The 26233-nt window shown below is 51.4% G+C and carries 19 protein-coding genes; 10 read left to right on the top strand and 9 right to left on the bottom strand.

Translation table 11 applies throughout. From position 1 onward, the window contains the following. Positions 1-22 precede the first annotated feature (22 nt). Entirely contained in the window at positions 23-820 is a 798-nt protein-coding gene (locus tag ACJJIB_RS19650; protein ID WP_444887283.1) for an ABC transporter permease, read from the bottom strand. Beyond that, positions 817-1428 (bottom strand): ABC transporter ATP-binding protein, encoded by a 612-nt coding sequence (locus tag ACJJIB_RS19645; protein WP_444887282.1) that lies wholly within the window; start codon positions 1426-1428, stop codon positions 817-819. The genes ACJJIB_RS19650 and ACJJIB_RS19645 overlap by 4 nt, the downstream gene beginning before the upstream one ends. A gap of 206 nt (positions 1429-1634) precedes the next feature. Between ACJJIB_RS19645 and ACJJIB_RS19640 the strand changes: the two genes are divergently transcribed. The 4 genes from ACJJIB_RS19640 (at position 1635) to ACJJIB_RS19625 (ending at position 6375) form a co-directional block, all read left to right on the top strand. Beyond that, entirely contained in the window at positions 1635-2096 is a 462-nt protein-coding gene (locus ACJJIB_RS19640; protein WP_444887281.1) for a DUF2846 domain-containing protein, read from the top strand. Between the two features lie 356 nt (positions 2097-2452). Next, positions 2453-4702, top strand: coding sequence for a DNA topoisomerase IV subunit A (parC, locus tag ACJJIB_RS19635; protein WP_444882862.1), 2250 nt, complete (start codon positions 2453-2455; stop codon positions 4700-4702). A gap of 271 nt (positions 4703-4973) precedes the next feature. Continuing rightward, on the top strand, positions 4974-5303 hold the full coding sequence (locus ACJJIB_RS19630; RefSeq protein ID WP_444887280.1) for a MarR family winged helix-turn-helix transcriptional regulator: 330 nt from the start codon (positions 4974-4976) through the stop codon (positions 5301-5303). Further along, positions 5296-6375: an HlyD family secretion protein gene (locus tag ACJJIB_RS19625; RefSeq protein ID WP_444887279.1), complete on the top strand. Its 1080-nt coding sequence runs from the start codon at positions 5296-5298 to the stop codon at positions 6373-6375. The genes ACJJIB_RS19630 and ACJJIB_RS19625 overlap by 8 nt, the downstream gene beginning before the upstream one ends. Before the next feature lie 117 nt (positions 6376-6492). Here the strand turns inward: ACJJIB_RS19625 and ACJJIB_RS19620 are convergent, their stop codons facing one another. The 3 genes from ACJJIB_RS19620 to ACJJIB_RS19610 form a co-directional block, all read right to left on the bottom strand. Continuing rightward, positions 6493-6915, bottom strand: coding sequence for a DUF2147 domain-containing protein (locus tag ACJJIB_RS19620; protein WP_444882859.1), 423 nt, complete (start codon positions 6913-6915; stop codon positions 6493-6495). A gap of 161 nt (positions 6916-7076) precedes the next feature. Next, positions 7077-8537, bottom strand: a complete 1461-nt coding sequence (locus ACJJIB_RS19615) for a protein adenylyltransferase SelO (protein WP_444887278.1) — start codon at positions 8535-8537, stop codon at positions 7077-7079. A gap of 73 nt (positions 8538-8610) precedes the next feature. Then, positions 8611-10083, bottom strand: a complete 1473-nt coding sequence (locus ACJJIB_RS19610) for a Ppx/GppA phosphatase family protein (RefSeq protein WP_444887277.1) — start codon at positions 10081-10083, stop codon at positions 8611-8613. A 251-nt stretch (positions 10084-10334) separates the two neighbouring features. Between ACJJIB_RS19610 and ppk1 the strand changes: the two genes are divergently transcribed. Continuing rightward, positions 10335-12401, top strand: a complete 2067-nt coding sequence (ppk1, locus tag ACJJIB_RS19605; protein ID WP_444888949.1) for a polyphosphate kinase 1 — start codon at positions 10335-10337, stop codon at positions 12399-12401. Positions 12402-12466: 65 nt separating this feature from the next. Here ppk1 and ACJJIB_RS19600 read toward each other — a convergent pair whose 3' ends face one another. Both ACJJIB_RS19600 and aceK read right to left on the bottom strand, forming a co-directional pair. After that, complete coding sequence (locus ACJJIB_RS19600) at positions 12467-12967, bottom strand: hypothetical protein (RefSeq protein WP_252083413.1); 501 nt, start codon at positions 12965-12967, stop codon at positions 12467-12469. Positions 12968-13023: 56 nt separating this feature from the next. Beyond that, positions 13024-14778: a bifunctional isocitrate dehydrogenase kinase/phosphatase gene (gene aceK, locus ACJJIB_RS19595; protein ID WP_252083412.1), complete on the bottom strand. Its 1755-nt coding sequence runs from the start codon at positions 14776-14778 to the stop codon at positions 13024-13026. Positions 14779-14943: 165 nt separating this feature from the next. Between aceK and ACJJIB_RS19590 the strand changes: the two genes are divergently transcribed. The 4 genes from ACJJIB_RS19590 to ACJJIB_RS19575 all read left to right on the top strand — a co-directional run bounded on the left by ACJJIB_RS19590 (position 14944) and on the right by ACJJIB_RS19575 (position 20156). Then, the gene (locus ACJJIB_RS19590; RefSeq protein ID WP_252083411.1) at positions 14944-15552 is read left to right on the top strand and encodes a MarC family protein; all 609 of its coding nucleotides are present in this window, start codon (positions 14944-14946) and stop codon (positions 15550-15552) included. A 526-nt stretch (positions 15553-16078) separates the two neighbouring features. Continuing rightward, on the top strand, positions 16079-17038 hold the full coding sequence (locus ACJJIB_RS19585; RefSeq protein WP_444887276.1) for a sulfotransferase family 2 domain-containing protein: 960 nt from the start codon (positions 16079-16081) through the stop codon (positions 17036-17038). A 139-nt stretch (positions 17039-17177) separates the two neighbouring features. Further along, positions 17178-17957 (top strand): sulfite exporter TauE/SafE family protein, encoded by a 780-nt coding sequence (locus ACJJIB_RS19580; RefSeq protein ID WP_444887275.1) that lies wholly within the window; start codon positions 17178-17180, stop codon positions 17955-17957. Between the two features lie 315 nt (positions 17958-18272). Then, on the top strand, positions 18273-20156 hold the full coding sequence (locus ACJJIB_RS19575) for a diguanylate cyclase (protein ID WP_444887274.1): 1884 nt from the start codon (positions 18273-18275) through the stop codon (positions 20154-20156). Position 20157: 1 nt separating this feature from the next. Here the strand turns inward: ACJJIB_RS19575 and pstS are convergent, their stop codons facing one another. Next, positions 20158-21243: a phosphate ABC transporter substrate-binding protein PstS gene (pstS, locus tag ACJJIB_RS19570; protein ID WP_444887273.1), complete on the bottom strand. Its 1086-nt coding sequence runs from the start codon at positions 21241-21243 to the stop codon at positions 20158-20160. Between the two features lie 129 nt (positions 21244-21372). Next, entirely contained in the window at positions 21373-23304 is a 1932-nt protein-coding gene (locus tag ACJJIB_RS19565) for a PhoX family protein (protein WP_444887272.1), read from the bottom strand. Between the two features lie 267 nt (positions 23305-23571). On the opposite strand from ACJJIB_RS19565, the gene ACJJIB_RS19560 reads away from it, so the two are divergent. Next, positions 23572-26202: a TonB-dependent receptor gene (locus ACJJIB_RS19560; protein WP_444887271.1), complete on the top strand. Its 2631-nt coding sequence runs from the start codon at positions 23572-23574 to the stop codon at positions 26200-26202. Positions 26203-26233: the final 31 nt, after the last annotated feature.

Below are 26233 nucleotides of genomic sequence, written 5' to 3'. Positions count from 1 at the left end.
TATTTTATGAAATTAAAATAATTTAATTTCCATATAGCCTTTGTATACATAATCTCTCGCGCTCATCAAACAAACGCTTCGAACATAGCGCAACCGCCACAAAAGTACCAAACCCAGTACCCGCAGCGATCGTAAACATAATCAAAATCTGATATTTAACCGCAATAGTAGGCGCGGTACCGGCTAGTATCTGCCCGGTCATCATACCGGGTAGAAAGACAATACCGGCTGCAGCCATCATATTGATCGTTGGCATCAACCCCGCGCGCATGGCATCCCGGCGAAATTCAATACTGGCTTGCCGCCAGGTTTCGCCCAGCATTAGACGATTTTCAATAATATCCTGTGAACGCCGCATACTTTCTGTCAGCCGGTCTAGGCCTAGGGCAACGCCGGTCATGGTGTTTCCCAGAAGCATGCCTAATAATGGAATAGAGTATTGCGGTTGGTACCAGGGCTGGGGGCCGATTAGCACCACTAGACTCAGTATTGTGACGCTAAATGCGGAAACCAGCATGGATAAAGTGCCAATGGCAAAACTCCAGCCTCCGCGGAGACGATATTTTTGCCGTGAGACGACTTGTTGCCCGGCAAACAGTAACATCGCGAGCCCTAACAGGCTGACCCATAACAGGGTGCCTACGGCGAATAGCGCTTCCAGTATGACTCCGACAAGCGCCAGCTGTATCGCTGTGCGCACCGCCGCAATAATCAGCGGTTTACCGAGCTGTAATCGGGCAATATGGGTGCAAATTGCCAGGGCGACTACCAACCCCGCAGCCAGTGATAACTGCCACCAGGAAAGATCGATCATATTCATTTAGATAGTTCCCGCTCCACAAGACAGCTGCCTTGAATTTCAATATGCCTGCTGGCCACTCGTTGGATTTGCTCTCTATTATGTGCCACCCAGATGACGGGGTATTGGTGCTTGCTGATTTCATCCATAAGCCATGTTTCTACTTTGCTGGTAGTATCTGCATCCAGATTGGCAGTAGGTTCATCCAGTAAAAGTGCCTGTGGAGTGTAGGAAAGCGCACGAATAAGTGCCAAGCGCTGTTTCTCCCCGGAAGAGAGCCGGCTTACTTGCCACTTTGTTGCCTCCTCGGGGAACCCTAATGTTTTTAACGCTTGCCCCATTGGCTGATTAAAGTGTTCGCCCACTGTCTCGTACCACCAGGCACTTTGCGCCGGTACTAACATAACCTGGCGGCGCCACTGGTGACCTGCTATTTCCTTCTGACTTTTGTCATCAAATGATATATCGCCGTCATGGGGCTCAATATCTGCAATGGCTCTAAGTAGACGGCTTTTGCCTGAGCCAGAGGGGCCTGAGAGACAAATGATTTCTCCTGCCAGTACCTTTATTTTTACTTTTTTTAGCGGGCCGATGCTCAGTGATTCGAGTTTTAGTTCAGGTTTAATCATGGTTACTTATTTCTATTCCCTTCACCTTAATAATTACTGAAGTGTTAAAACTCCGTGGGTATGGCTGGGGAGTCGAGTTTTTATAATCAATTTAATTAACCTTAAGGTTCTAGTTGGCAGTCAAGCTGATATGATGCGCGCCTGTTAACGTGGGAGCTGTACACAAAACAGCCGTTAGCAGGTATTAAATTATATTGGGGGTAAGAATGTACAAAAAATTAGCGGCACTTTCTGTAGCTACATCTCTTTTTGCGGGTTGTGCGTCGGTTCCTATGGAGAGTGATGAGTTATCCAATAAAGCGAAAGAGTTCAATTCACCTACTGAGGGGAATGCTGGTCTCTACATCTATAGAGCCTCTGGTCCCGGTACTGCTCTGAAGAAAGATATCTGGGTTAATGATGAATGTGTTGGGCAATCTGCACCTAATGTCTTTTTCTACCAGGAGGTTATTGGAGATAAAGAACATAAGGTCTCAACTGAGTCGGAATTCTCCCCGAATGACCTGCTGGTTGATGTAAAAGCAGGTGAAAATTACTTTATCGAGCAATACATTAAGATGGGTGTATTCGTTGGTGGTGCAGACTTGAAGCTTGTTGCGTCTGAAGAGGGCAAAGCTGATATTACAAAACTAAAGCTTGCTAAAGCTGGCGAGTGCAGCCAGAAATAAAATTGGTGCTGAGGGAGGCACACTGAGCAGGTGTGCCTCTCGTAATTTTGCCTGGGAGTCTTATTTCCTTAAGATTGCGTTAGGCTAGTTCGATACCCATCGAACTTTATGGGTAAGCTAAAAAGATTGTATTGAACTTACAATGAGCCTCTCCCCTTTCTTTCATTTGCTTGAAAGATGCTAATGACATTGAAGTTATTTCACTAAATTGATGAAAGTAAAGTGGGAGTAATTTCTATCCATATGTACTCCTTCAATTACCTAACACAAATGCCCTTCCTTTTTCAGCTTCCCTTTGAACCTCCCGCTCCAGTCCGCCATAATCCGCTCCTTCCGAATCGAATAACGAGTGCTGTATGACCGACACCTCTGTCTATGAGGCCACAGAGCGCCTGCCGTTAAAGGAGTACACCGAGAAGGCGTACTTGGATTACTCCATGTATGTGATCCTGGATCGCGCCCTGCCGAATATCGGTGACGGCCTGAAGCCTGTACAGCGGCGAATTGTCTACGCCATGAGCGAGCTGGGCCTGAAGAATACTGCCAAGTATAAGAAGTCTGCGCGCACGGTTGGCGATGTGATCGGTAAGTACCATCCCCATGGCGATAGTGCCGTGTATGAAGCGATGGTGTTAATGGCACAGCCGTTCAGCTACCGTTACCCGTTGATTGATGGCCAGGGCAACTGGGGCTCGCCGGATGATCCCAAGTCCTTCGCAGCCATGCGTTATACCGAGTCGCGCATGGGCAAATATTCGGAAGTGCTGCTGTCGGAACTGGGCCAGGGCACGGTGGATTGGCAGCCAAACTTTGATGGCACCATGGATGAGCCCTGTGTGTTGCCGGCGCGGGTGCCGAATATCCTGTTAAACGGTACCACCGGTATTGCCGTGGGTATGGCCACCGATATTCCGCCGCACAATTTGCGCGAAGTGGTCAACGCGACGGTGGCACTGCTGGAGAATCCCAAGGCCACGGTAGAAGAGCTGTGTGAGCATATTCTCGGTCCGGATATGCCCACCGAGGCGGAGATTATTACCCCGCGCGAAGACATTCGTAAGATTTACACCAGTGGTCGCGGCTCTATCAAAATGCGCGCCCTGTGGAGTAAGGAAGACGGCGATATTGTGATTACCGCGCTACCCCACCAGGTGAGTGGTGCCAAGGTGCTGGAGCAGATCGCTCAGCAGATGCAGGCGAAGAAGCTGCCGATGGTGAGCGACCTGCGCGATGAGTCGGATCACGAAAATCCCACCCGCCTGGTGATTGTGCCCAAGTCCAACCGGGTGGAGATGGAGTCGGTGATGAATCACCTGTTCGCTACCACCGACCTGGAGCGCAACTACCGGGTCAATATGAATATGATCGGTATCGATGGCCGCCCGCAGGTGAAGTCCCTCGATAAGATCCTGCGCGAGTGGTTAACCTTCCGCGCCACTACCACGCGCCGCCGCTTGCAGTTCCGCCTGGACAAAGTAGAGAAGCGCCTGCACCTGTTGGCCGGCTTGTTGGTAGCCTTCCTCAATATCGATGAAGTGATCGAGATTATCCGTACCAGCGACGAGCCCAAGCAGGAGCTGATGGATCGCTTCGAGCTGACGGATATCCAGGCGGATTACATCCTCGATACCAAGCTGCGCCAGTTGGCGCGACTGGAAGAGATGAAAATCCGCGGTGAGCAGGCAGAGCTTGAGAAAGAGCGCGATACCCTGACTAAGACCCTGGACAGCGAGCGCCGCCTCAAGACCCTGATCAAGAAAGAATTGCTGGCTGCGGCCAAGGAGTTCGGTGATGAGCGCCGTTCGCCCATTGTAGCCCGCGAGGAAGCCAAGGCATTTAGCGAATCGGAGCTGCTGTCTTCCGACCCCATCACCGTGGTGGTTTCTGAGAAAGGCTGGATTCGTGCCGCCAAGGGCCATGAGATCGATGCGGCGGCACTGAGCTATAAGGCTGGCGACAATCTCGGTTTTGCCGCACGCGGCAAGAGTAACCAGCCGGCGCTGTTGCTCGACAGCACTGGGCGCAGTTATTCCATCGCGTCCCATACCCTGCCATCGGCGCGGGGCCAGGGCGAGCCGTTGAGTGGCCGTATTAACCCGCCCTCCGGTGCCACCTTTGAGGGGCTGTTAATGGGGCCGGACGACCAGCGGGTTCTGTTGGCCTCCGATGCGGGCTATGGCTTTATCGCAAAACTCGCCGACCTGCAGTCGCGCAACAAGTCGGGCAAAGCCATGCTGACCCTGCCCAAAGGTGCCCAGGTCTTGCCGCCGCAGTTGTTAGACAGTCCCGAAGAGGCACTGTTGGCGGCGGTAACCTCTGAGGGTCGCATGCTGGTATTCCCCGTCACAGAGCTGCCGGAATTATCGAAAGGCAAGGGCAATAAGATTATCAATATCACTGCCGCGCGGGCTGCCAGCCGCGAGGAAGTGGTGGTGGGAATCGCCGTGTTGGAGGGTAAAAACCAACTGGTCGTGCATGCCGGTAAGCGCCATACCAAGATCAAGATCTCGGAAATGGAGCACTACCGCGGTGAGCGCGGCCGACGGGGCAATAAGCTGCCACGGGGCTTTCAGAAGGTCGATAGCATCGAGGTGCTGGAAAAATAAGCCCTTACTGATGTGGCACGGTAAAAGCGGTCATTGCGACCGCTTTTTTATTGTCAGTTTTTAGTATTGATAAGCCGCGCATTGATGAAATAATAAGCAGGCTTATAATGAGCGCCCTCAAAAAAGGGGTGAGACTATGTCAGGGATGGGCGGGTCCGGAAAAGACAGCGCAACCGAGATGAGCTTTGCGTTGCACAGCGCGGCACGCCTGCTGCGGCGTAACTTTGACCGCCGCGCACGGGATCACGGCCTCAGCGATGCCCGCTGGCAGGTGCTCTGGCATCTGACGCGGGAGCAGGGACTGAAGCAAACTGCACTGGCGGGACGCCTGGAGATGGCACCGATCAGCCTGGCGCGCCTGCTCGACAAGTTGCAGGACGAAGGGCTGGTGGAGCGACGGCCCGATCCACAGGATCGGCGCTGTTTTAGGATTTATCCCACCGATCGGGCACAGCCGGCCATGGCGCTGCTGGGAGACCTGGCGGAGGAGACCCGCAGTCATGCCCTGGATGGCTTTACTGCGGCGGAAATAGGACAACTGCAGACGCTGCTCGGGCGGCTGCGCAAGAATCTGATAGGCGAAGAGATTGAATGTGACTGACAAGCTGCACCTGAAGCTAAAGCCGAGTGCGATGCGCAAGCTGGGGGCCGCCCTGGGATTGGTGTTTGTCGCCCTGGTGGCCGGCTGGAGCCTGTATGGCGGCGGCGATATCGTCGAGACGCAAAACGCCTATGTAAAGGCGGATAAAGTTTCCCTGGCACCAGAAGTACATGGTGTGGTGACCAAGGTGTTGGTAAGTGCCAATGAGCCGGTTTTTAAGGGCCAGTTGTTGATTCAAATTGACCGCACGGCTTATGAGCTGGCGGTGACCGAAGCTGAGGCGCGCCTGGCTCAGGTGCGTAATGATCTGCTGGCGCGCCGCGCCGAATATGCCGAGGCGGATGCCGCCCTGCAGCAGGCGCGCAAAGATGCAGATTTCTACCGGCGCCAACTGGAGCGCAATGAAAAACTGGGCAAGGTAGCCTTCTCTGAAGCGGAGTTGGATAGCGCCCGCCAGCAGCTGGAGCGGGCCCGCGCGCAGATCACCATCAATGCGGAAAAGCTCTCCAGCCTGCGTGCAGAGCTGGGTGGCGACCCCAGTGTGGCCCTGGAAGAGCAGGCCGACCTCAAGGTGGCCCAGGCGCAGTTGGACAAGGCCAATTATCAACTGTCGCGTACCCGCATTATTGCACCTATGGATGGTGTGATCGCCAATACCCTGCCACAAGTCGGAGAGATGGCCACCGTCGGCGAGAGCCTTCTGTATATGGTGGGCACCAGCGGCCTGTGGGTAGAGGCCAACCTTAAAGAAACCGAACTGGCTAGGGTGCGCACGGGCCAGCAGGCGGAGGTGACCCTCGATGCCTACCCGGACTTTGAATGGCAGGCCCAGGTGGACAGCATGAGTCCGGCCAGTGGTAGTGAGTTTTCACCTGCTCCGCCGCAGAATGCCAGCGGTGAATGGCACAAGGTGGTACAGCGGGTACCGGTGCGCTTGCGCCTCTACCCCCTCAAGGATGCGCCGCCGCTCCGTGCGGGTATGAGCGCTAAAGTGCGTATCGATACCAGTGAGGATGCCAAGGTAGTATCCGCACGCGCCTCTACCGATGAGAGTGGCAGGGTGGTTCTCTAGAAGCATTTCAGTGGCTGGGATTTGCGCTGTGCGTTGGAGCGGTCGGTTTGGCTGTTAGAATCTGGCTAACAAGTGGCAACCGGCCAAAAAAAAGGCCCGCAATGCGGGCCCTAAAATTTACTCTTCGACTCTGTGCCAGGTCTGGGTGCGGTAGAGAAAACCGAGGTACCCACGCACTTTCAGGGTGTTGTCGTTTTCCAGCCAGAGCTTGCAGTCGTACACCTTGCCTTTCACCGGGTCCATAATTTCCCCGCCTTCGTATTTCTTGCCTTTCTGCACCATATTGGTGATCACGTCCATTCCTACCAGAGGCTTGCCCTTTAGGTCACCAGGGCAGTTCTCGCAAATGGTGTCATTGGGCTTCAGCAACAGCTGAACGATCTTGCCGAAGTACTTACCGTCCTTTTCATAAATTTCCACGATGGATCTGGGCTTGCCGGATTCGTCATCGATAGTGCGCCACTTGCCTACAACATCTGCGGCATTGGCCTGCAGGGCGAACAACAGGCCGAATGTGGCCAGGAGCAGGTTTCTGATCATCTGTAGGTTTTCCTCTATTCAGTGGGTGACCCAGATCTTACAGCAAGTCACTTGCAGCGACACCGCATAAGTCATCATCGGGTAAAAAAATAACCGCATACAGACGACATTTGACCGCAAATACCAGCAATTTGTTCGCAAGTTGTACCAATTTGGCCCTATTAAGAGCTACAGCTCAACGGGATACGCTTGCCGGATTCCGGAGGGGCACTGGCCCAGACTTCGTGCTGAGGATGTTCGTCGAATGGGCTCTGCAGTAGCTGGCGCAGGGTACGCAAGGGTTGGTAATCACCGGTTTCGGCGGCTTCGATAACCTTCTGCGCCAAGTAGTTGCGCAGTAGGTATTTGGGGTTTGTCGCCAGCATCGCTCGGTTGCGGGCGCAGGAATCACTGTGCTCACGCGCCAGGCGTCGATCGTAGTGCCCCAGCCACTGCTCAAGGGCGCTGTGCTGAGCCTCGGTGAGACATTCCTGAAGTCCTTGGGCGGGACGCTCTCCGCGGTAGTGGGATAGGGCGCGGAAGAAGAGGGTGTAGTCTGCCTGTTGTAACAACTGCAATAGATCTGCGCAGAGAGCCTGATCGCCCTCCTCCTCGGTGGTGAGCCCCAATTTGGCGCGCATCCTCGCAGCAAAGGCATCGGTCACCTGGGGTTGGAACTGCTCCAGGCAGTCTCGCAGTGCCTCCACACTGACAAAGCCGGATAGAGCGTGGGCTAGAGCATTCAGGTTCCAAAGTACCACACCGGGCTGCTGCTCGAAGGCGTAGCGGCCGGTATGGTCCGAATGGTTGCAGATAAAGGTGGGGTCGTAGTCATCGAGAAAGGCATAGGGGCCGTAGTCGAAGGTGTCGCCAATAATCGACATATTGTCGGTATTCAATACGCCGTGGGCGAAACCCACCGCCTGCCAGCCCGCCACCAGTTCAGCACTGCGTTTGGTGGTAAAGCGCAGCATGGCCTCTGCCTGTTCACCAATACTGAGTTCTTGGGAGTCGGGGAGAAAACGCCGGCAGATCTCGCCGATAAGCTGTTGTTGGGCCTGCAGCTGCTTGGTGTAAAACAGGTATTCGAAGTGACCGAAGCGTACATGGCTTTCGGCCACGCGGATCAACATGGCGCCCTTTTCAATTTGCTCGCGGGTTACCGGCTCGTCACTACCGACGATACTCAACGCGCGGGTAGAGCGGATGCCCAGGCCACTTAGGGCCTCGCCGGCGAGATATTCGCGTATGGTGGAGCGCAACACTGCGCGGCCGTCGCCAAAGCGGGAATAGGGGGTTTGGCCGGCACCTTTCAGGTGTAATTCCCAGCTTTTGCCCTGGTGTTCAACTTCCCCGAGTAGCAGGGCACGGCCGTCGCCCAGATCCGGGTTGTAGACGCCGAATTGATGGCCTGTGTACTTCATGGCAAAGGGTCGGCTGCCGTGAAACAATTTGGCACCACACCCCAGTTGGGCCCAGTCGGGATTACTCGCCTCAGCGGCATTGATACCCAGCAGCTGCAGCACAGGGGGATTGATATCGATAAGCTGTGGATGCTTGAAGGGAGTGGGGTTGATGCGGCGGCCAAAGGCATCGCCCATATCGGCGTAGCGGTGGCTGAGAGTAACTTCGCTGAGTTTCATAGATTTTGGGTTTGGGCTAAAAATAAATGTTGCCAGGCATGTTACCGGCATTAATCGCTATTCGCAGGGACGCTTATACCGCAAGTAGGCGTAGAGGGCGTGTCTGTGATTGCCAGTGCTGCTCCTCCTGGTAAAGCAATTCCTCTATCGCCGGGCTGCTATCCAGCCATTCACGCTCAATTTGCAAGCGATAGGCATCTCCCTGGTCTGCCAAGTTGATTCCCCGCAAAGTGCGCTCTGTGCGATCGCGGTGAATAATACTGGCAAGGCGCAGACACAGGAGTAAATCTGGGCTCGGGTGAAAACCGTAGTGCTCTTTTGGTGCTTTGATTGAACCGCGCTGGTTGCGCACTAGGTAGGCCAAGTGCTCCTGTTCGCCGTTGGAGAATCCAGCCATATCCGCATGCTTGATCATATAGGCACCGAGCTTGCGAAAGCTGCTGTGGGTGAGTGCCAGCCCCACTTCGTGTAGCTGGATGGCCCAGCGTAGTCGTTGCCTTCCCTCCAATGGGTATTCGGGGCGCAATTGCTGCAATAGTTTGAGGGCGGTGTCGTTCACTCGGCGCACTTGGTTCTGGTCAATCTGCCAGTGCTGTACCACAGCGTCTACAGTACTGGCACGGCGATCGCCACCGTGCAGCCGCCCCGCCAAGTCATGCACTATGCCCTCGCGAATGGCATAGGGCGAAACCTCCATGCGCTGGATATCCAATTCACAGAAGATGGCGTGCAGGATTGCCAGGCCGGCGGCGAATACCGGGTGCCGCTCCTCGTCGAGATCGGGCAGCTCCAGTTCGGCGATATGCTCCACCTTGGCAACTTCTTTGGCGAGACGGTCGATATCCTCGTGCACGATATCCGCCACCTCTCCTCCATTCAGTACCCGTGAAACCGCCTTCACGCTGCCAGAGCAGCCGATAACTTCCGCTTCGGCGGCAATGTGTTGTAACCCTTGCAACTCGGCGCGGGCGGCGCGCTGTGCGCGCTTAAAGTGGTTGACGGTATTTTCACTGATCAGGCCATCGGCAAAAAAGCGCCTACTGTAGGAAACGCAACCCATTTCCAGACTTTGTAACTGTTGGGGGGATTCGCTGCCGCGCACCAGTTCGGTGGAGCCACCGCCGATGTCGATAATGCAGCGAAGCCGTGGTGGGCCGTCGGCGGCGGCCATTACGCCACTGTAAATCAGGCGTGCCTCCTCAATACCGCTAATAATTTCCACGGGCACGCCGAGAATGGATTCGGCCTCTTCGAGAAAACCATCGGCATTAGCCGCGGCGGCGCGCAGGGTATTGGTACCGACGACGCGAATATGATCCACCGGTAGTTTTTGTAGTACAGGTTGAAAGCGAGTGAGAGCGGCCAGGGCGCGCTCCGATACCACGGGGTTTAGGTGGTGGTGGGCGTCCAGCCCCTCTGCCAGTCTCACCATGGCGCGGTCGGTATGCAGGCGTACCATGCGTTGATCGCGAAATTCCGCTAACAACAGGTGGAAGCTGTTGGAGCCGAGGTCGAGCGCAACGTAGCGCTCACTTGGTGATTGCATCGACATCCTTAGGCCCGTGTTAGTTAAGACGGCAAGCTACTCTACTATTAACTGTATAACCTTGTGCTCATGTTGATTATTTCAATCTGGCGGGGTCTTCCCCCTGGTTGTGACGAAAATGCGCGTAAATCTTCCTTTCGCGAGAATAGCTCGTCATAGGTTGATGCCTGTGCCCCTATAAGTTGTTCGATATGTACTTCCCCTAAATTGGCATCGAATTCTTGGGGCAGGGAAATTCACTCCGGTTGAATATGTTTTACAAACCTTCAATACCTAACGATATCCCTCTATACCCAAAAGAGTTGAGCTGGTTGTCCTTCAATGAGCGAGTGCTACAGGAAGTTGAAGACGAAACTGTACCCATTATTGATCGGGTGCGTTTCCTGGGAATTTTCTCTAACAATCTCGATGAATTTTTCCGTGTACGTGTAGCAGATGTGCGCCGTCTTGCCGCGTTCGCAGGGGCTGAACAGGAGAAAAGACATTTTGCCAAACTACTCGGGCAAATTAATGAGCGTGTACTGCGCCTGCAGCGACGTTACGCACGAGCTTACGCTAAAGCACTGGCAGATCTCGATAAACACAATATCCATGTAGTTAGGGAAACCACGCTAACTGAGCACCAACGCACCTTTGTCGAAGAATATTTCCATCGGGAAGTGTTGCCAGAGCTGGAGCCTTTTTTTATTGATGACCTTGATACTATGCCGCTGCTTAATGAGGCGAGTATCTATTTTGCCATTTTTCTGCGTTTAAAAGATGGTATCCAGCGTTATGCGGCAATGGAAATTCCCACCAATACTTTATCGCGTTTTGTTGTGATTCCACCCCGTGAGGGAATACGTGAAAAAGTATATATTGTTCTCGACAATATTATACGGGCCTGCTTGGTGGAGGTGTTTCGCCAGGTTTTGCCGATTCGCTCGGCCAAAGCGTATATGTTCAAGATTAGCCGTGATGCTGAGCTTGAATTGGGTGAGCAGATAACCCAAAACCTCGTGGACCGTATGGAGAAATCTCTCAAGAGGCGTAAGCGTGCCGATCCGGTGCGCCTTGCTTACGATGCAGAAATGCCTGAAGTGCTCCTAAATATGGTGAAGAAAAAATTAAAAATGGGGCGCTATGATACTTATACACCTGGTGGGCGTTACCACAACTCCAAAGATCTAATGAAGTTCCCCGCAGATTCTGGGAGTTATATCTATAAGCCATTATTACCGCTGCCAACGTTACCTGGTAAGGGGGGCGCCTTTGCACATATTCGCAGTGCCGATCGGCTTTATTATTACCCTTATCATGATTTTCGCGTAATCACCAATTTGCTCGCATCTGCAGCAATTGATCCACAGGTGCGAGAAATTCGGATCAATCTCTACCGGGTTGCAAAGAATTCACGGGTGGTGGCTGCTTTGATCAATGCCGTGCGGAATAATAAAAAAGTCATTGCCGTTGTTGAGTTGCGCGCGCGATTCGATGAGTTGGCAAACATTCACTGGTCGAAGGAGCTTTCCGATGCGGGGGTAGAGGTTATTTATGGTGTTCCAGGATTGAAAGTTCACTGTAAATTGATTTCTATTCTTCGTCGAGAAGAGGGTAAGGATAAGCTTTACAGTCATTTGGGAACAGGAAATTTTAATGAGAGTACTGCGCGAATTTACTGTGATTTTAGTTTGTTAACTAATAATCAGGAGTTGGGCCAGGATGTCTACAATGTTTTTGAATTTATTCGACGTACTCGACGTCGCCCGGTATTTCAGCATGTCGCAGTTTCACCTCTGACAAACCGTGCAGCGCTTTTGGGGGCAATAGATCGAGAAATTGAGGCGGCAGAAAGGGGCGATAGAGCTGAGTTGTTTTTTAAGTGTAATAACCTGGTGGACAGCCAGGTAGTGGAGCGGCTTTATAGTGCAAGTGCCGCAGGAGTAAAAGTAAGAATCATTGTACGAAGTATGTGCACCTTAGTGTGTGAGACAGCGGGTCTTTCTGACAATATTCAAGTTGTCAGTTTGGTAGATAAGTTTCTGGAGCATGCGCGTGTTTATATATTTTATAACGGTGGAGAGGAGATAATGTGGCTCTCTTCAGCAGATCTTATGACTCGTAATTTAGATCACCGGGTGGAAGTGACTTTTCCAATTATGAATACTGATCACCGTGAGACGATTCGAAAAATTTTGGAGCTGCAATGGAGTGATAATCAAAAAGCTCGGATTGTGGATGCGAGACAGAGTAATACTAAAATTGCCAACTCTGGCAAAAAAAACTGTCGTTCCCAGGATGCTATATACCGCTATTTGAAGAAGCAGTCTGACGCTTGAACTTAGTTGGTTTCGACAAGAACTGGTTTGCAGGCTTTAAAAGCACTCACAGTAATTTGGCTCACTTAGTCCCGGCTGAACCCCACCAACTTTCCTCGACTGAATGAAAAGCGATAGCGTTGTCCGATTTGCAGCCATTCATAGCAAGTCGACTGGATAATCATACGTGGAAACTGTGGGGTAACTACCCAGGTTTGGAAATCATTGCCAGGTCCTCGCCCGATCAGCCAATAGTAATCCCCTCTTTTGCAAAAGGCGCTGGGTGCGCAGGGTTCACTACCCCAAACATAGGCCAGTACATCGTATTGCATTGGCACACTGGCCTTTTCCTGAAAAGGCTGGGGTTCACTGCCGGTGAAGGTGTAGAGGTTGTCGAATGGAATTGGGCGAAATCCCTGTGCTGGAGTTGCGCAGCTGACTACTTGGGGTTTTCCAGTGATACGGGCGTGAGGAGGCGGCGCCTTTTCCTTGCCGGGAATGGTCATTTCACTGGGCAGATAACCGCAGCCACTGGCCGTTAATAGAGCTAGGGCCGCTAGAGTTGCGGCCCATGCAAGTATGCGCACTGATCACCTATTCGAATTGTGGGGGCCTCCTACCAATATAGCCATAGATTGGGTGCTTATTTGTTGCGGGCGATGGCCGGAGCACGGCGATGGAAGCGCCACTTACGCCGGTAGGGGAAGGCGCTCTCCACATGCCCGGCGCGGATACGGTCTTGCAGGCGCCTCCAGTATCGATAATCGTAGAGGTCGCTGTGCAACCTCTCAAAAGCTGAGCGCGCGGTGGGATTACCGGAGAAGAACAGGCGGAACTCCTCGGGGAAGACGTCCGCTTCATCCACGGTGTACCAAGGTTTGTCTGCCAGTTCCTGCTCGGGTGTTTGCGCTTCGGGAATCTTGCGGAAATTGCACTCCGTCAGCGGGCACAGCTCGTCGTAATCGTAGAAGACCACGCGGCCGTGACGGGTCACACCAAAGTTCTTAAGAAGCATATCGCCGGGGAAGATATTGGCTGCTGCTAGCTGCTTGATGGCATTACCATATTCCTCCATTGCTTCTCGAGTTTCCTCTTCGTTGGAGGTTTGTAAATAGAGATTGAGGGGTTCCATGCGCCGTTCTACATAGAGGTGCCGGATAATTACCCACTTCTCATTAATGACCAGTTTGGAGGGTGCTACCTCCTGTAGCTCACGCAGTAGTTCTTCACTAAAGCGATTGCGATAGAAGATGAAATTGGTGTATTCCTGGGTATCGGCCATACGCCCAACGCGGTCTGAGCGGGATACAAATTTATATTTCTCCCGCACAATTTCTTCGGTGACGGTTTTTGGGCGATCGAAGCGATCCTTAATGACTTTGAACACCACTGGATAGGAGGGCAGGGTAAATACGCTCATTACCATGCCCTTGATACCGGGTGCTATCACAAACTGATCGTTGCTCACCTTCATATGCGCAAGGATATGGCGGTAGAACTCGGTCTTGCCGTGCTTGTGGAAACCGATGGAGTTGTACAGCTCCGACTTTTCCTTGAGCGGCATAATAGTGGAGAGAAAGCGTACGAACCGCGAGGGAATGGGCGCATCCACCATAAAATAGGAGCGGGTGAAGCTGAAGATAATACTAGCGGAATCATTGCTGTGCAGCAGGGTATCCACAAAAATACCACCACGGCCGTTATTCAAGCAGGGCAGAATAATAGGTACCACTTCGCCATTAAAAATCATGCGACCCACTAAATAGGCGGCCTTGTTGCGGTAGAACACAGACTCCAGCATATCTACACGTAGCTGTTTTTCATTTTCCAGCTTGGCCAGCGGTGCCTCGCGTAAAAGCGCACAGATATTTTCGATATCCCGCTGCATATTTTCCCAGGGGGCGGAAAAGCTGAAGTCTTTGAGGATGTCCTCGATCATATATTCGAGTCCATCTCGCCCGCTATAGCTGATATAAATGCTGTAATCCCGCAGCGGTTTGTCATCTGGTGCGCGAGAGGGTTTGACAAAAATATTTTTGTCGTGAATATCCGCGTGTCGGAATTGGCTGCAAAAGACCGAATTGAAGAAGGTTTCGGCAATCTCGTAGTTGCTGTGATTGGCGATTAGTTGTGCGTAGGTGGCGCGGGCATCTCGCCACAATTCTAGTTGGCTGGTGTCTTTACTGGTAACTGAGTGCACTAGTTTGAGCACCTGGTTGACCTTGGTTTTGTACAGGTCGATGCGTTCCTTGTTGGCCTCATGTGCGGCCTGCCAGGAAGCGGTCTCAAAGCGCGCCTTGGCGCCCAGAGTGATGTTCTGATAGTCTGCGAAATACGCATCAAAACCATTCAGGATGGTCTTCGCGATGCGGCGGGCGGTCGGTGAGTGATTGGTCATGCACTAGACTTGGTTTTTGAGTTTCAGGTTAAGCATCTGCCTGGGGAGCATTTGGGGCGGCTGACGGGGGTAACCCGTGCCTTACCAGATTCCACCGCCCGGCGCTTGCCGATCTCCCCGCGGCAGGGAATAAGCGGATAGTAGCACGGCACGCCGGAGTACCAGTTGAACGATTGGATCAGTAGTTTTGTCTTTTTCTTTGCGGTAATTGATCCGGTGGGCACTCTGCCGGTATTTATTGCCGTCACTTCCCGTCACGCCGAATGGCAAAAACGCAAAATCGCCTGGCTGGCCGTATTGGTAGCCGCTGGGATCTTGCTGTTCTTTTTATTGGTCGGTCAATTCCTATTGGAGGCAATCGGTGTACCGCTGTCAGCTTTTCAGGTGGCGGGTGGCGTAGTGTTGTTCCTGTTTGCCCTCACCATGATATTTGGTGATAGTAAACCTGAGCAGGAGATGGAGATTGTCCGCGAGGGCCATGAGACCGCGATATTCCCGCTGGCGGTGCCCTCAATAGCCTCGCCGGGCGCCATGCTAGCAGCAGTGGTACTTACCGATAATCATCGCTTTGATATGATGCATCAACTCAACACTGCCACGGCGATGCTGGCAGTATTGGGGATTGTGATTGCACTGTTACTAACCGCAAATTGGATCTATCGGTTTATAGGGGATGCTGGCGCCAGTATCGTCAGCCGGGTGATGGGGCTGATACTCGCCTCGGTAGCCACCACCAATGTACTGCTGGGTATACAGCAGTTCTTCTCTATCTAAGCTGCCCAGTCAGAATGAGCAGGCACTTCGAACGTCAGTTGGGGTGTCTGTACAAGTTCTCTTGCCGACTAGTTTCGATTATTCCATGTTTCGATTTCCCCATGAAAGATGTGTTTTACTCAATAACAAGATGCTATTGAATACTGTATTGTACTATGGTGAAGCATGCTTTCTCTGTGACTTTATTATGCCGGTACAGCCAAAATACGTCTGAGTAATATTTTATGGCTTATTATTTTGTTTTCTAAATATCATTAATAAATGGCCAAAAGAAGACTGTAGTCACAGCTACGCCCTTTGTTTGTCAGGCAATAATCAGATGGTTGTTCACATCACTAAACCTAACTATGATTAAGTGATGCATAATGATAAGTAATTGTTTTACAAGAAATGAATTGGCTAAGAGATAAGATATTCAAAAGACAATCCTTTATCATTTTCTTGATGTGTTCCATTGCTCTTTTCTTGTTACTGTTTAGGAGTTTTGGAGGCATGTTGTGTTTCATTGTAAGGACCTTTTACGGCAGTGAATCCTCTCTTATTTGTTCATGTTCCTAAAACAGCGGGAACAAGTTTTCGGTTCGGCGCATCAGCTTATTTTGGTGATGGCAGTATTTGTCTTGATTATGGACCGGAGTCAATGGAGACCAGCGATGTTGTAAAAAAATGGATGGGGGAAATCCCAGATCCATGGTCCTTTTTCCAGGAGATGAAATACGAAAATAGAAAAATGCTCTCGGGTCATTTTAATGCAATACGTTATGTCCCGGTATTTGGTCTGGAAAATACAGTGACGATATTGAGAGATCCAATACAGAGAGTGGTATCAGAGTATAAACACTTTTCTCGTCACAATAGATATAAAGGTGCCTTCAGGTCCTTTTACAGCAAGCCATCATTTACCAATCGACAGCTAAAAATTTTTAGGGGCTTATCTTGGCCTGCTCTTGGGTTTGTCGGTTTGACAGAGAGGTATGATGAGTCTCTACAGTTGCTCAATAAAAAATTTGGTTTGGAAATCCCGTATCTGGCAGAGAATCTAGGGCGTGAAAAGCTTGAGGAAGAATATGATATTCCCCAAGATGAGTTGGAAGAGTTGCGTATTCTGAATGCGGGTGAAATTACTCTGTATAAAAAATCGGTGTCACAGTTTGAATGGAGGGTTTTACTTTCCCGGCGGGGGGAGAGGTTTGTGGCTGGTTCTATTTTTAGCCAATCCAATAAACGTATTAGAGGTTGCGCTATTCCCGAACAAAATAATGAGGCGGTTGTGCTTCGTGTGAAAGTTGATGGGGCCTATAAGGGCGAGGTTCTAGCGAATGAATATCGTGCTGATCTACGCGCAAATGGTGCAGGCCGTGGTGGTTTCGTCGGTTTTTCTATAGATATCTCTGGCTTTGCAATGGGCGCAACTCTGGAGTGTGAGGTGGCTGAGACGGGACAACCGCTAGTAAATTCTCCCTGGGTAATTCGTGGTGAAGACTAAGTGTACTGGAGCAAGTGACTTTTCTTCGTTATTCCTACCGATCTTTCTATGGTCTATATTGACTGACTCTTCGGGCTATCAATCGCCAGCAAACTTATTGCCTGCCTAGTAGAGGTATTTTTGAGCTGCGGATAAGAGCATGATACTAATCCCAGTTTTACTAATCTTTGGGGCCCTCTCCTGGTATATCTGCACCCTCGCTGCCGGTGGTGGGGCCATGCTGATGGTTCCACTAGTCGGCCTCTTGATAGGGCCACATTTGGTGGCTCCTACGATTACGATTGGCAGTGTTATTGCCGCACCTTCCCGCGTGTTGTTCTTTTGGCCATATATTAACTGGAGCGTTATTCGCTGGATGCTACCCGGTAGTATTCTGGGGGCGATGGTTGGTGCCTATATTTATAGTCAAATGCACCCAATATGGCTTCAGCTCTTTGTGGGCATCTTCTTGATGTCCACTTTGGTTCAATATCGGCTCGGTAGAAAACAATCTTCTTTTCCAATGCGTTTACCCTACTTTTTCTTACTTGGTGTAGTAGTCGCATTTCTTTCTGGGGTTATTGGTGCTATTGGTCCGGTGCAGAATCCCTTCTTTATCAATTACGGTGTTGATAAGGAAAATTTGATTGCAACCAAGGCGTTGAACACCATGGTCTTACAGGCCACCAAAATAATGACTTATCTTAGCTTTGGTGCTATCACCATGGATTTGGCGAGTTATGGCGTTGCTATTGGTATTGGAGGGAGTATTGGAGTTTACCTTGCTAAGCATCGCATCTTGCGTATGAGTACACAGCGCTTTCATTACTATATGCTCGCTCTAATGTTTATTTGTGGAGTGTTTCTCGCATTACGATCTTTGACACAAATTGTTCAATTAAGACCCGATATTTTTTCTGATATCACCTTACTCAGTTAGATACTTGTCGCAAAACGAGCCTATACCGATAAGCATTGAGACAGTGGAGTAATCTCTGTGATCAAGGCTTAGTAATGAATAGGGGAATTGCGGCAATGTTGTGTCTTTTGTGTAAATTCGAACTTTAGTGGTTGCTAGTACCTATGGTGCTCCGATTGAGAGCCAAAAGATACGCAAAACTTCATTGAGGGGGCGGATTGATCATTGTGAAAGCGTTAGCTGGCCAGAATGTCTCGCGTTAAGTGAGAGGCTGTCATTTACTGCTCTGTAGGAAGGCATTATAAGGGGTAAGTGTTATCCCCGTGCGCCAAGACTATGAAAGACAGAATAATAAGACTGCGGTTATTGGATCTGTGGCGTTCTATTTTTAAATGTTGGTACATTCGTCCCTCTTTCTATGTTTTTTTACTTTTAACCTTCTATGTCCTCTTCCTGCCCAAGGTTCCGGTATGGGCGCATACTCCCCTGGACGTGAACACCAATGAGCAGGGGGAAAATTCCACTGGACTCCATGCGATATGGCACGACAAGGGTGGAGAGAGTGATATTTATAGTGCACGACAAGCTCATGAGCAGGGGAAGTTTCGCACTTTGGAAACAGCGGGTTCCACCGGTCTAAGCGCCGGTGTTTTTTGGTCTCACTTTACGTTGCGCAATCGCGACAGCCACCCGCTAACCCTAAATATTGAGTATGTCGATCACCAGTTGGTCGGTTTGCAAGCTTTCGGCCGGAAGGCGGGCAGTGGAGATCTCTTCCGCGAAGTGAGCAACCTTTCTATTTATGAGCCTTTTGCCCGTCGGCAGGTGGCGCATAACCGTTTTGTTTTTCCAGTGACCATCGCACCGGGGACCACTCAGGAGCTAATGGTAAGGTTCGATTCTGGCGAATTGGGTGTGGTCTTTCCCAGTCTGCGTATCTGGAGCCCCCAGGCATTGCAACAAAACAGTAAGGGTGAGACGAGCCTGATCGCTTTTCTGTTTGGAGGCTACTTTCTAATGGCAGTCTTTGCTCTGGTGGGAGCGATCGCAATCAAAGAAAAGATTCTCTATATCTATTCTTTCTACTGCGCTAGCAAAATCCTGGTGTGGGGCACGGTGCTGGGATATACCCATCAATACCTGATGACAGGCAGCTTCCACTGGGGATACGGCTCTCTTAGTGGGGCTGTGGCAATTATGGCCGGGCTTGTCTTTGCACGGACATTTCTCGAAACCCGTCAATTCACGCCAAAGTTGGACTTCCTCTTACAGCTGATGTTGCTCAACGGTGCTTTCCTGATTGGTTGCGTGTTTTTAGAGCTGAAGGCCCTTTCCCAAATATCCATGATCATCGCATTGCTTTGTTATCCCCTGATCGTGCCCATCGCTATGATTCGCTGGCGCCAGGGAGAGAATGCTGCAGGAGTGTTTGCCCTGGGGTGGGCCACCCTAGTGCTGGGGCTACTGGTGCAGGCAATGCGTGATCTCGGTTATGTGGTGCACAACCCGGTCAATTACTATTGGCCGCCGGTGGCCTCTTTTGTGGAGATGCTGGCGATTATGGCAGCGATCGGTTTAATGGTGCAGCGCCTGCGGTTGCAGAAGGATCGGGCGGAAAAAAAATACCTGCAACAGCTGGAAGTATCCAAGATCGATCTTGAGGAGTTGGTGCAGTCACGCACTCGGGAGTTGGAGGCTGCCAAGGCCAGGGCGGAACTGGAGGCACGTACCGATCCACTAACTGGCATTCACAATCGCCGCAGTTTTTTTGAAGAGTCCAATCTTTTGCTCAAATTGGCTCAACGCAAGCAAATTCCCCTGGGTATATTGATGTTGGATATAGACCGCTTTAAATCAATCAATGATCGCCATGGCCACCTGATCGGTGATCAGGCCTTGTGTGCCACTGCCCGGGTAATAGCCCAGCATGTGCGTGAGGTGGATGTGTTTGGGCGCATAGGCGGTGAGGAATTTGCACTGCTGGTTAGTGCCGATGGCCCAGGTACGCTGTCTGTTGCCAAGCGTATCCATGAAGATATCGCCAAAATTATGATCAAGTCCGCTCTGGGGCCGGTGCAGTTTACCGCTAGCATCGGCGTGGCCCAGCTGCAGGGAGAGAGAGATGTGCTGGAATTATTGCAGCATGCCGACAACGCTCTCTACCGGGCCAAAAGGACCGGTCGCAATCGTGTATTAGAGTATGCGGTGGCGGAGGGCTGAGCTACTGCACATAGGTCACTGCGTTGAGCACCCTGATACGCACGTTTTCCGGTAGAGGTACCAGACCGATATTGCCGGCTTCCGACTGGGAATTTTGGCTCAACATAAAGACCAGCATCTGTCTTAGAGCCTGGGCAACATCATCTTTCTGATTGGCGTAGAGCAGCAACCAGGAAAAGCTGGTAATCGGGTAGGCATCTTTACCTTTGGGGTCCCAGACCCAGGCGATCAGGTTGGGCGCGCCACTCACGGGCAGCTTGCTATCGGGAAATTCCACTTCTTCTAATGCAGCTACTCCACTCTTGGCATTGGCTTCGATAAATTGGCCCGCGCGGTTTTCTAGGATTGCTACCGGTAAATTGACGATGTTGGCAAAGCCGTGCTCCACATAACCGATAGCGCCGGGTATTTCTCGTACTTTGGCCGCTACACCCTGGTTACCTGGTGCGATTTTAAAGGTCGACAGCCGGGGCCAGTCGGGTGTGCGGTCCAGGCCAATATTCTCACGGAACTCTTCACTAACGGCGCTGAGGTGGCCGGAAAAAATATAGGAAGTTCCGGAGCTCTCGGAGCGGGTAACCACTGAAATATCTGTGCGTGGTAATTTAATATCTGGATTACTGGCGGCGATAATCGGGTCGTCCCAATGGCGGATCTTGCCCATAAAAATGCCGACATAGGCTTCCCGCGACAGCTTCAATTTATCGATACCCGGTAAATTAAACACTAACACTACTTGTCCAGCAGTGACGGGTAATACAACACCTCCCTCCTTAAGCTTCTTGAGTTCATCGATTTCTATGGCCGCATCTGAGGCGGCAAAATTAACAGTATGGCCGAGAAAATCGCGGATGCCGTCGCCGCTGCTGCTCATTTCGTAAAAAATAAAAATATTGTTCTCGCGGTGGGTAAACTGGCGAAACCACTCCACATAAATCGGATAGGGGAAACTGGCGCCACTGCCGCGCAGATTAACGGGGTTTTCTGGCACCTGGGCTTGCACTTGTAGGCCGAAGAGTGAAATGCCAGCGGTCACCGCCAGTATGGCTACAAGGTGGCGTAGTACCGCGGTGTACCTCGATAACATGGGCTACCTCAACTAAAGGGTCACCGGTCTCTTATTGGAGACCAGCGACGAGCCGCCAAAAATAGGCTTCGATTAAAAAATTCTAGCAGGACCGGCGGCTTCGTGTGAAAGCGCGCCGTTCTGGGATGACTAGCTGCCCACTTCACCGCCATCGTCCCTATAGATGGCCAATACCGAGGGGCGCGGTGGCAGTTCCGGGTTGTTATCCGGCCAGCGGTGTAAGGGGTGGTCGTAAGTAGAGTTGAGGGCGTCGGCAGGGTGTTGCACTGCGATAAACAGAGTTGTGCCATCGGGAGTAAACTCGGGGCCGCACACCTCAGCGCCCTGCGGGCATCCAAAGAAGTGTTTGGGCGCGGCGCGCATTTGCCCCTCGGTGGCCATGGCCCAGAGGCCGTCGTGGAAGCCGAAACGCTCGCAGCCGTCAGTGGCCACCCACATGTTGCCATGAGGATCGAAGGCGACATTGTCCGGGTTGGTAAACCAGCCGTGATTAGAAATATTGTAAGTGGATTGCTGCCCGTAAGCGCCGCGCTCCACGGGATTCTCCGCATTGGGATTGCCGCCAAGTAAAAACTGGTGCCAGCGGAATTGGTCGCTGGTGTGATCTCGGCCGGTTTTTTTACCAGGCATGGCCGGGGGCACAATTTCCAAAATATGCCCGGCAGTATTTTGGTGACGGGGATTAGCTGCATCCACACCGTCTTCGGCGCGGCTTTTATTCTTGGTTAACATCACATAGGTGCAGTCGTTGTGGGGATTGGTCTCTACATCCTCCGGGCGGTCCATAGGAGTGGCGCCCAGCAGTACAGCGGCCTGGCGTGCGTCAATCAAGACATCTGCTTGATTGTGAAAACCGTTGTTGCTGTTTAGAGGGCCCTGCCCAAAAACTAGTGGCAACCATTTCCCACTTCCATCCGCATCAAAGCGTGCCGCATAGAGGGTGCCTTCGGTCAGTAAATTGCGATTGTGGGTTGGATCTTTGGGCAGATAAGCCTCTTTGGAGACATAGCGGTAGACGAACTGATGTTCGTCGTCATCGCCGCCATAGGCCACCACTGGTTGGCCCGGCTTACAGACCAGGGTAAAGCCCTCGTGTTCAAAGCGGCCTAGGGTGGTCAGCTTGCGCGGTATAGATTGCGGGTCGTAGGGGTCGTATTCCACCATCCAACCAAAACGATTGGGTTCGTTGGGTTCTTGCTGTATATCGAAGCGTTGGTCGTAATCACCTAAGTTGCGATTGTGGGGTCTTACGCCGAAGTCACGGTGATTGCGCGCCTCGCGAGTATCCTCGACTTTGTTGGGATCTCCTTGGAAGGCGCCACCAAATCCCTCCTCGGCCACCAATACCGTGCCCCAGGGAGTCTTGCCACCGGCGCAGTTGCCAATGGTACCGAGCACCTGGGTGCCAGAGGGATCTGCGGTTGTTTGCAAGCGTTTGTCTCCGGCGGCGGGGCCACTAATTTGCATCGGCGTGGTCGCGGTGATGCGGCGATTGTAGGGGCTCTCCAAAACCGGCTGCCAGCCTTTGTCGGTACGTGTAATTTCTATTACCGAGTGGCCACAGGCGGCTAGTTCTATGGCTACATGCTCGGCACTGACTCCCCGCGTGGCACTATACTCATCGTTGTAACCAGAGAACATCAGGTGTGGTTGGGTGTACTCGTGATTTACACATAGTAGGCCGCGATCGCTGTTACCACTCTGGCAGTGGATATCTCCGTGCCCGGCAGGGGTATTCTCCGCCAATGGCATAAAGGCGATAAAGTCGTTGTTATAGCCAAAGCGTTGAGATTGCCCCTTCGCCGTCAATTGTTTCGGCTCAAATTCTTTGAGGTTAGCGACAATGGGGTCGCCCCACCGTAGCAGGATATCGGCGCTGTAACCCTGCGGTAAATGATGTTTGAAGTCCAAGCTGTGGGGAACTTCCTGAAATGAGAGATTCTCCCGATGATGCTCCGATCCGCAGCCAGGCATAAAGCTGGTTGCGGCGCCCGCAGCCGTGGCACCACCAATGGCCTTCAATAGCTTTCTACGGTCAGGGTTTTTAGGGGAATCTTTCATTGCTGCTGCTCCGTTGCGGGGAACCTAATTAAATTAAATTAACCTGACCTAATTAAATCGATGACATATCTTTTCCGCTACCGATTAATTAAAAGAGGTTAATAAAAAGCGATAAATAAATAAGGATATTTAATTTATCTGGGAATTTTTCCAGCTATTTCTGAAAGCTTGATGACAGCTTAAAAGAACCGTCATGTAAAGTTCATAGTCGCCTACTAGTCTGCGCCCCAATAAATACGCCGCCGGGACTAATTGGAGTGGGACGCCATGAAAAGCACAACCATCAATTTTCGAACGCCCAACACCCCCGTTACCGCGCTTGCCATAGCAGTTTTTTGTGCTAATAACGGCTTGAGTGGCAATGCTTATGCACAAGAGAGCCAGGCCCGCACCATGGAAACGGTGACGGTTACCGCTCAGGCCAACAATGCGCGCAGCGACCTGGATCGTCAGCGTGACTCCAACAAGCTGGTGGCAGTACAAACTTCTGATGCCATTGGTGAGTTGCCGGATGCCAATGTAACAGAGGCCCTGCAGCGGATGCCTGGAGTCTTTATTGCCCGCGACCAGGGTGAGGGACGTTTTGTGGGGGTGCGCGGTATTGATCCCAACTTGAATGCCGCCAGCATCAATGGCGTCAGTCTGCCCGCACCAGAAATTGGCAGTCGCGCTGTGGCTCTGGATGTCATCCCCTCAGACCTACTTGCCAGCTTAGAAGTATTCAAAACCCTTACACCGGATATGAGTGCAGACTCCATCGGCGGGGCCATAGAAATCAAGAGTATTAACGCGCTGGACTACGATGGCAGTCGCTATAAATTCAGTGTTGAAAACAGTTATAGCGACCTGCAAGAGGAGCACAGTCCAAAATATGCAGCCACCATGACCAATGTTTTCGATCTTGATGGCAACAGGCGCTTTGGTGTCGCTCTGGCAGTCAGTCATCAGCAGCGAGGTTTCGGTTCTGAAAATATTGAAACCGATGGTAGCTGGGAAGCGCTTGTGGCCGAGGACGGTAGTGAGGGGATTGGGGCAACTGAAATAGAACAGCGGGATTACACCATTACTCGTGAGCGCACCGGTATGGCCGCGAATTTCGACCTGAAATTGAGTAGTGGTGCACGAATCTATCTGCACAATCTCTATTCCGACTTCTCAGATCAGGAGATCCGTCAACGCAATTCCTGGAAACTGGATGCAGAGCGCGATGAGCCAGAGACGATCTCCAGACATAGCGCCATTTGGGAAGAGGCGGCATTGGAAAAATCCTTGAAAGATCGTCTGGAAGAACAGGAGATTATTTCAACAGTATTGGGTGGAGAGCATAATTTCGAACAATGGGGTCTTGCCTACGTGCTGGGTTATTCTTACGCGGAGGAATCTGAGCCACATCGCCGCGATACCGACTTTGTCCTTGAACCACTGCGCCTGGGTTATGTGGAAGCGGGTAAAACTCCGCGTATGGCAGTGGACAGTAGCGACGCTGAAAAAATATTAGATCCCGCCAATTATCAACTGGACGAGTTGGTTATTGAGGATAATTTCTCCGAGGATGAAGAGTTGAGTTTACGTCTGGATTTTACCAGGGAGATAAACTGGGTCAGCTATGACTCAACTGTGCAATTTGGCCTGCACGAACGCCAGAGGGAAAAACGTGGTGATCTGAATGCCAGCGTTTATGATGGTTTTGCCGGTGACTATACCTTGGCAGATTTTGTTCGTAACGATATTGATTACCGTCTCGATACCTTCGGACCGGGAGTTAATCCAGGCAATCTCAATCGATTTATTAATCGCAATATTGCCAGTTTTGTGATGGATGAAACTGAAACCGCCCTCTCTTCTGCGCGTGATTACCAGATGCAGGAAGACATCAGTGCGCTCTACGTAATGAATACCATCGAACTTGATCGCGCTCAATGGGTCTTTGGAGTGCGCTATGAACGCACCGATTTCAGTGCCGAAGGAATGCGTGTGATTGAATCCGAAGAGCCAGTACCCGGTGCCGATTTCACTGCCGATGAGGTCTATGCAAGTGCGGTCAATTATCAGCGCGATTACGATCACTTCTTCCCTAGTGTAAACTTCAAGCTTGATTACAGCGATAATATTGTGCTGCGTGCGGCCTACACCGAGTCCCTGTCGCGCCCCTCGTTTGGCCACCTGAATCCCTCGCCGGCGCAAATTGAATACGACGATGGTGAGCTGGAAGTGGAAGCCGGCAATCCAGCTCTGCAACCTTATGAATCTCGCAATCTGGATTTCTCCGCAGAATACTACGCGGATCATCTGGGTATGATATCGCTGGGATTGTTCCACAAGTCTATCGATAATTTTATTGTGATGTCCGATGTTTCCAGTAGCGCAGACTTTACTCAGTATATCGGTAACCTGATAGTGGAAGAGGCCGAAATACTTCAACCTATCAATGGTGACAGGGCACGGATTAACGGTGCGGAACTGGCTTGGACACAGGGCTTCGATAATGGTTTCCTACTGCGTGCTAACGCGACCTTCACAGACTCTGAAGCCAGTCTAGGACTGGGGCCGGATCGTCAACGTAGCGATGGAATATCTATGCCATCCCAAGCAGATCTGGTGGGGAATTTTATTGTTGGTTATGAGCGAGGCGTTTTTAGCCTGCGCTTGTCTGCTGCTTTTCGCAGCGAGCGATTGCTGGAGGTAGATATGGAGGATGCATCCCGTGATCGTTATGAAGAGGATCACTTACAATTGGATCTCTCTGTGCGCTACCACTTGAACAACGGTTTACTGCTGACATTCACCGGAGTGAATTTGACCGATGAGCCTTATTATGTGCATAACTCTGGTTTCAACGGTCAATATGAAGAATACGGGCCGACTTATGCCCTGGGCCTGAGTTACAGCACTTTCTAGCGGGACAACATCTAAAGCATTTTTAATAAAA

This window comes from Microbulbifer mixtoriginis (SeqCode), from assembly GCF_052467705.1.
This window is presented reverse-complemented; position numbering and strand designations above follow the sequence as displayed.

Coding starts and splice junctions, on each gene's coding strand:
- ACJJIB_RS19610 (WP_444887277.1), bottom strand. CDS start 10,083: ATGCAATCACCAAGTGAGCGCTACGTTGCGCTCGACCTCGGCTCCAAC.
- ACJJIB_RS19615 (WP_444887278.1), bottom strand. CDS start 8,537: ATGAAACTCAGCGAAGTTACTCTCAGCCACCGCTACGCCGATATGGGC.
- ACJJIB_RS19645 (WP_444887282.1), bottom strand. CDS start 1,428: ATGATTAAACCTGAACTAAAACTCGAATCACTGAGCATCGGCCCGCTA.
- ACJJIB_RS19620 (WP_444882859.1), bottom strand. CDS start 6,915: ATGATCAGAAACCTGCTCCTGGCCACATTCGGCCTGTTGTTCGCCCTG.
- parC (WP_444882862.1), top strand. CDS start 2,453: ATGACCGACACCTCTGTCTATGAGGCCACAGAGCGCCTGCCGTTAAAG.
- ACJJIB_RS19575 (WP_444887274.1), top strand. CDS start 18,273: ATGAAAGACAGAATAATAAGACTGCGGTTATTGGATCTGTGGCGTTCT.
- ACJJIB_RS19560 (WP_444887271.1), top strand. CDS start 23,572: ATGAAAAGCACAACCATCAATTTTCGAACGCCCAACACCCCCGTTACC.
- ACJJIB_RS19640 (WP_444887281.1), top strand. CDS start 1,635: ATGTACAAAAAATTAGCGGCACTTTCTGTAGCTACATCTCTTTTTGCG.
- pstS (WP_444887273.1), bottom strand. CDS start 21,243: ATGTTATCGAGGTACACCGCGGTACTACGCCACCTTGTAGCCATACTG.
- ACJJIB_RS19580 (WP_444887275.1), top strand. CDS start 17,178: ATGATACTAATCCCAGTTTTACTAATCTTTGGGGCCCTCTCCTGGTAT.
- ACJJIB_RS19650 (WP_444887283.1), bottom strand. CDS start 820: ATGAATATGATCGATCTTTCCTGGTGGCAGTTATCACTGGCTGCGGGG.
- aceK (WP_252083412.1), bottom strand. CDS start 14,778: ATGACCAATCACTCACCGACCGCCCGCCGCATCGCGAAGACCATCCTG.
- ACJJIB_RS19565 (WP_444887272.1), bottom strand. CDS start 23,304: ATGAAAGATTCCCCTAAAAACCCTGACCGTAGAAAGCTATTGAAGGCC.
- ppk1 (WP_444888949.1), top strand. CDS start 10,335: ATGTTTTACAAACCTTCAATACCTAACGATATCCCTCTATACCCAAAA.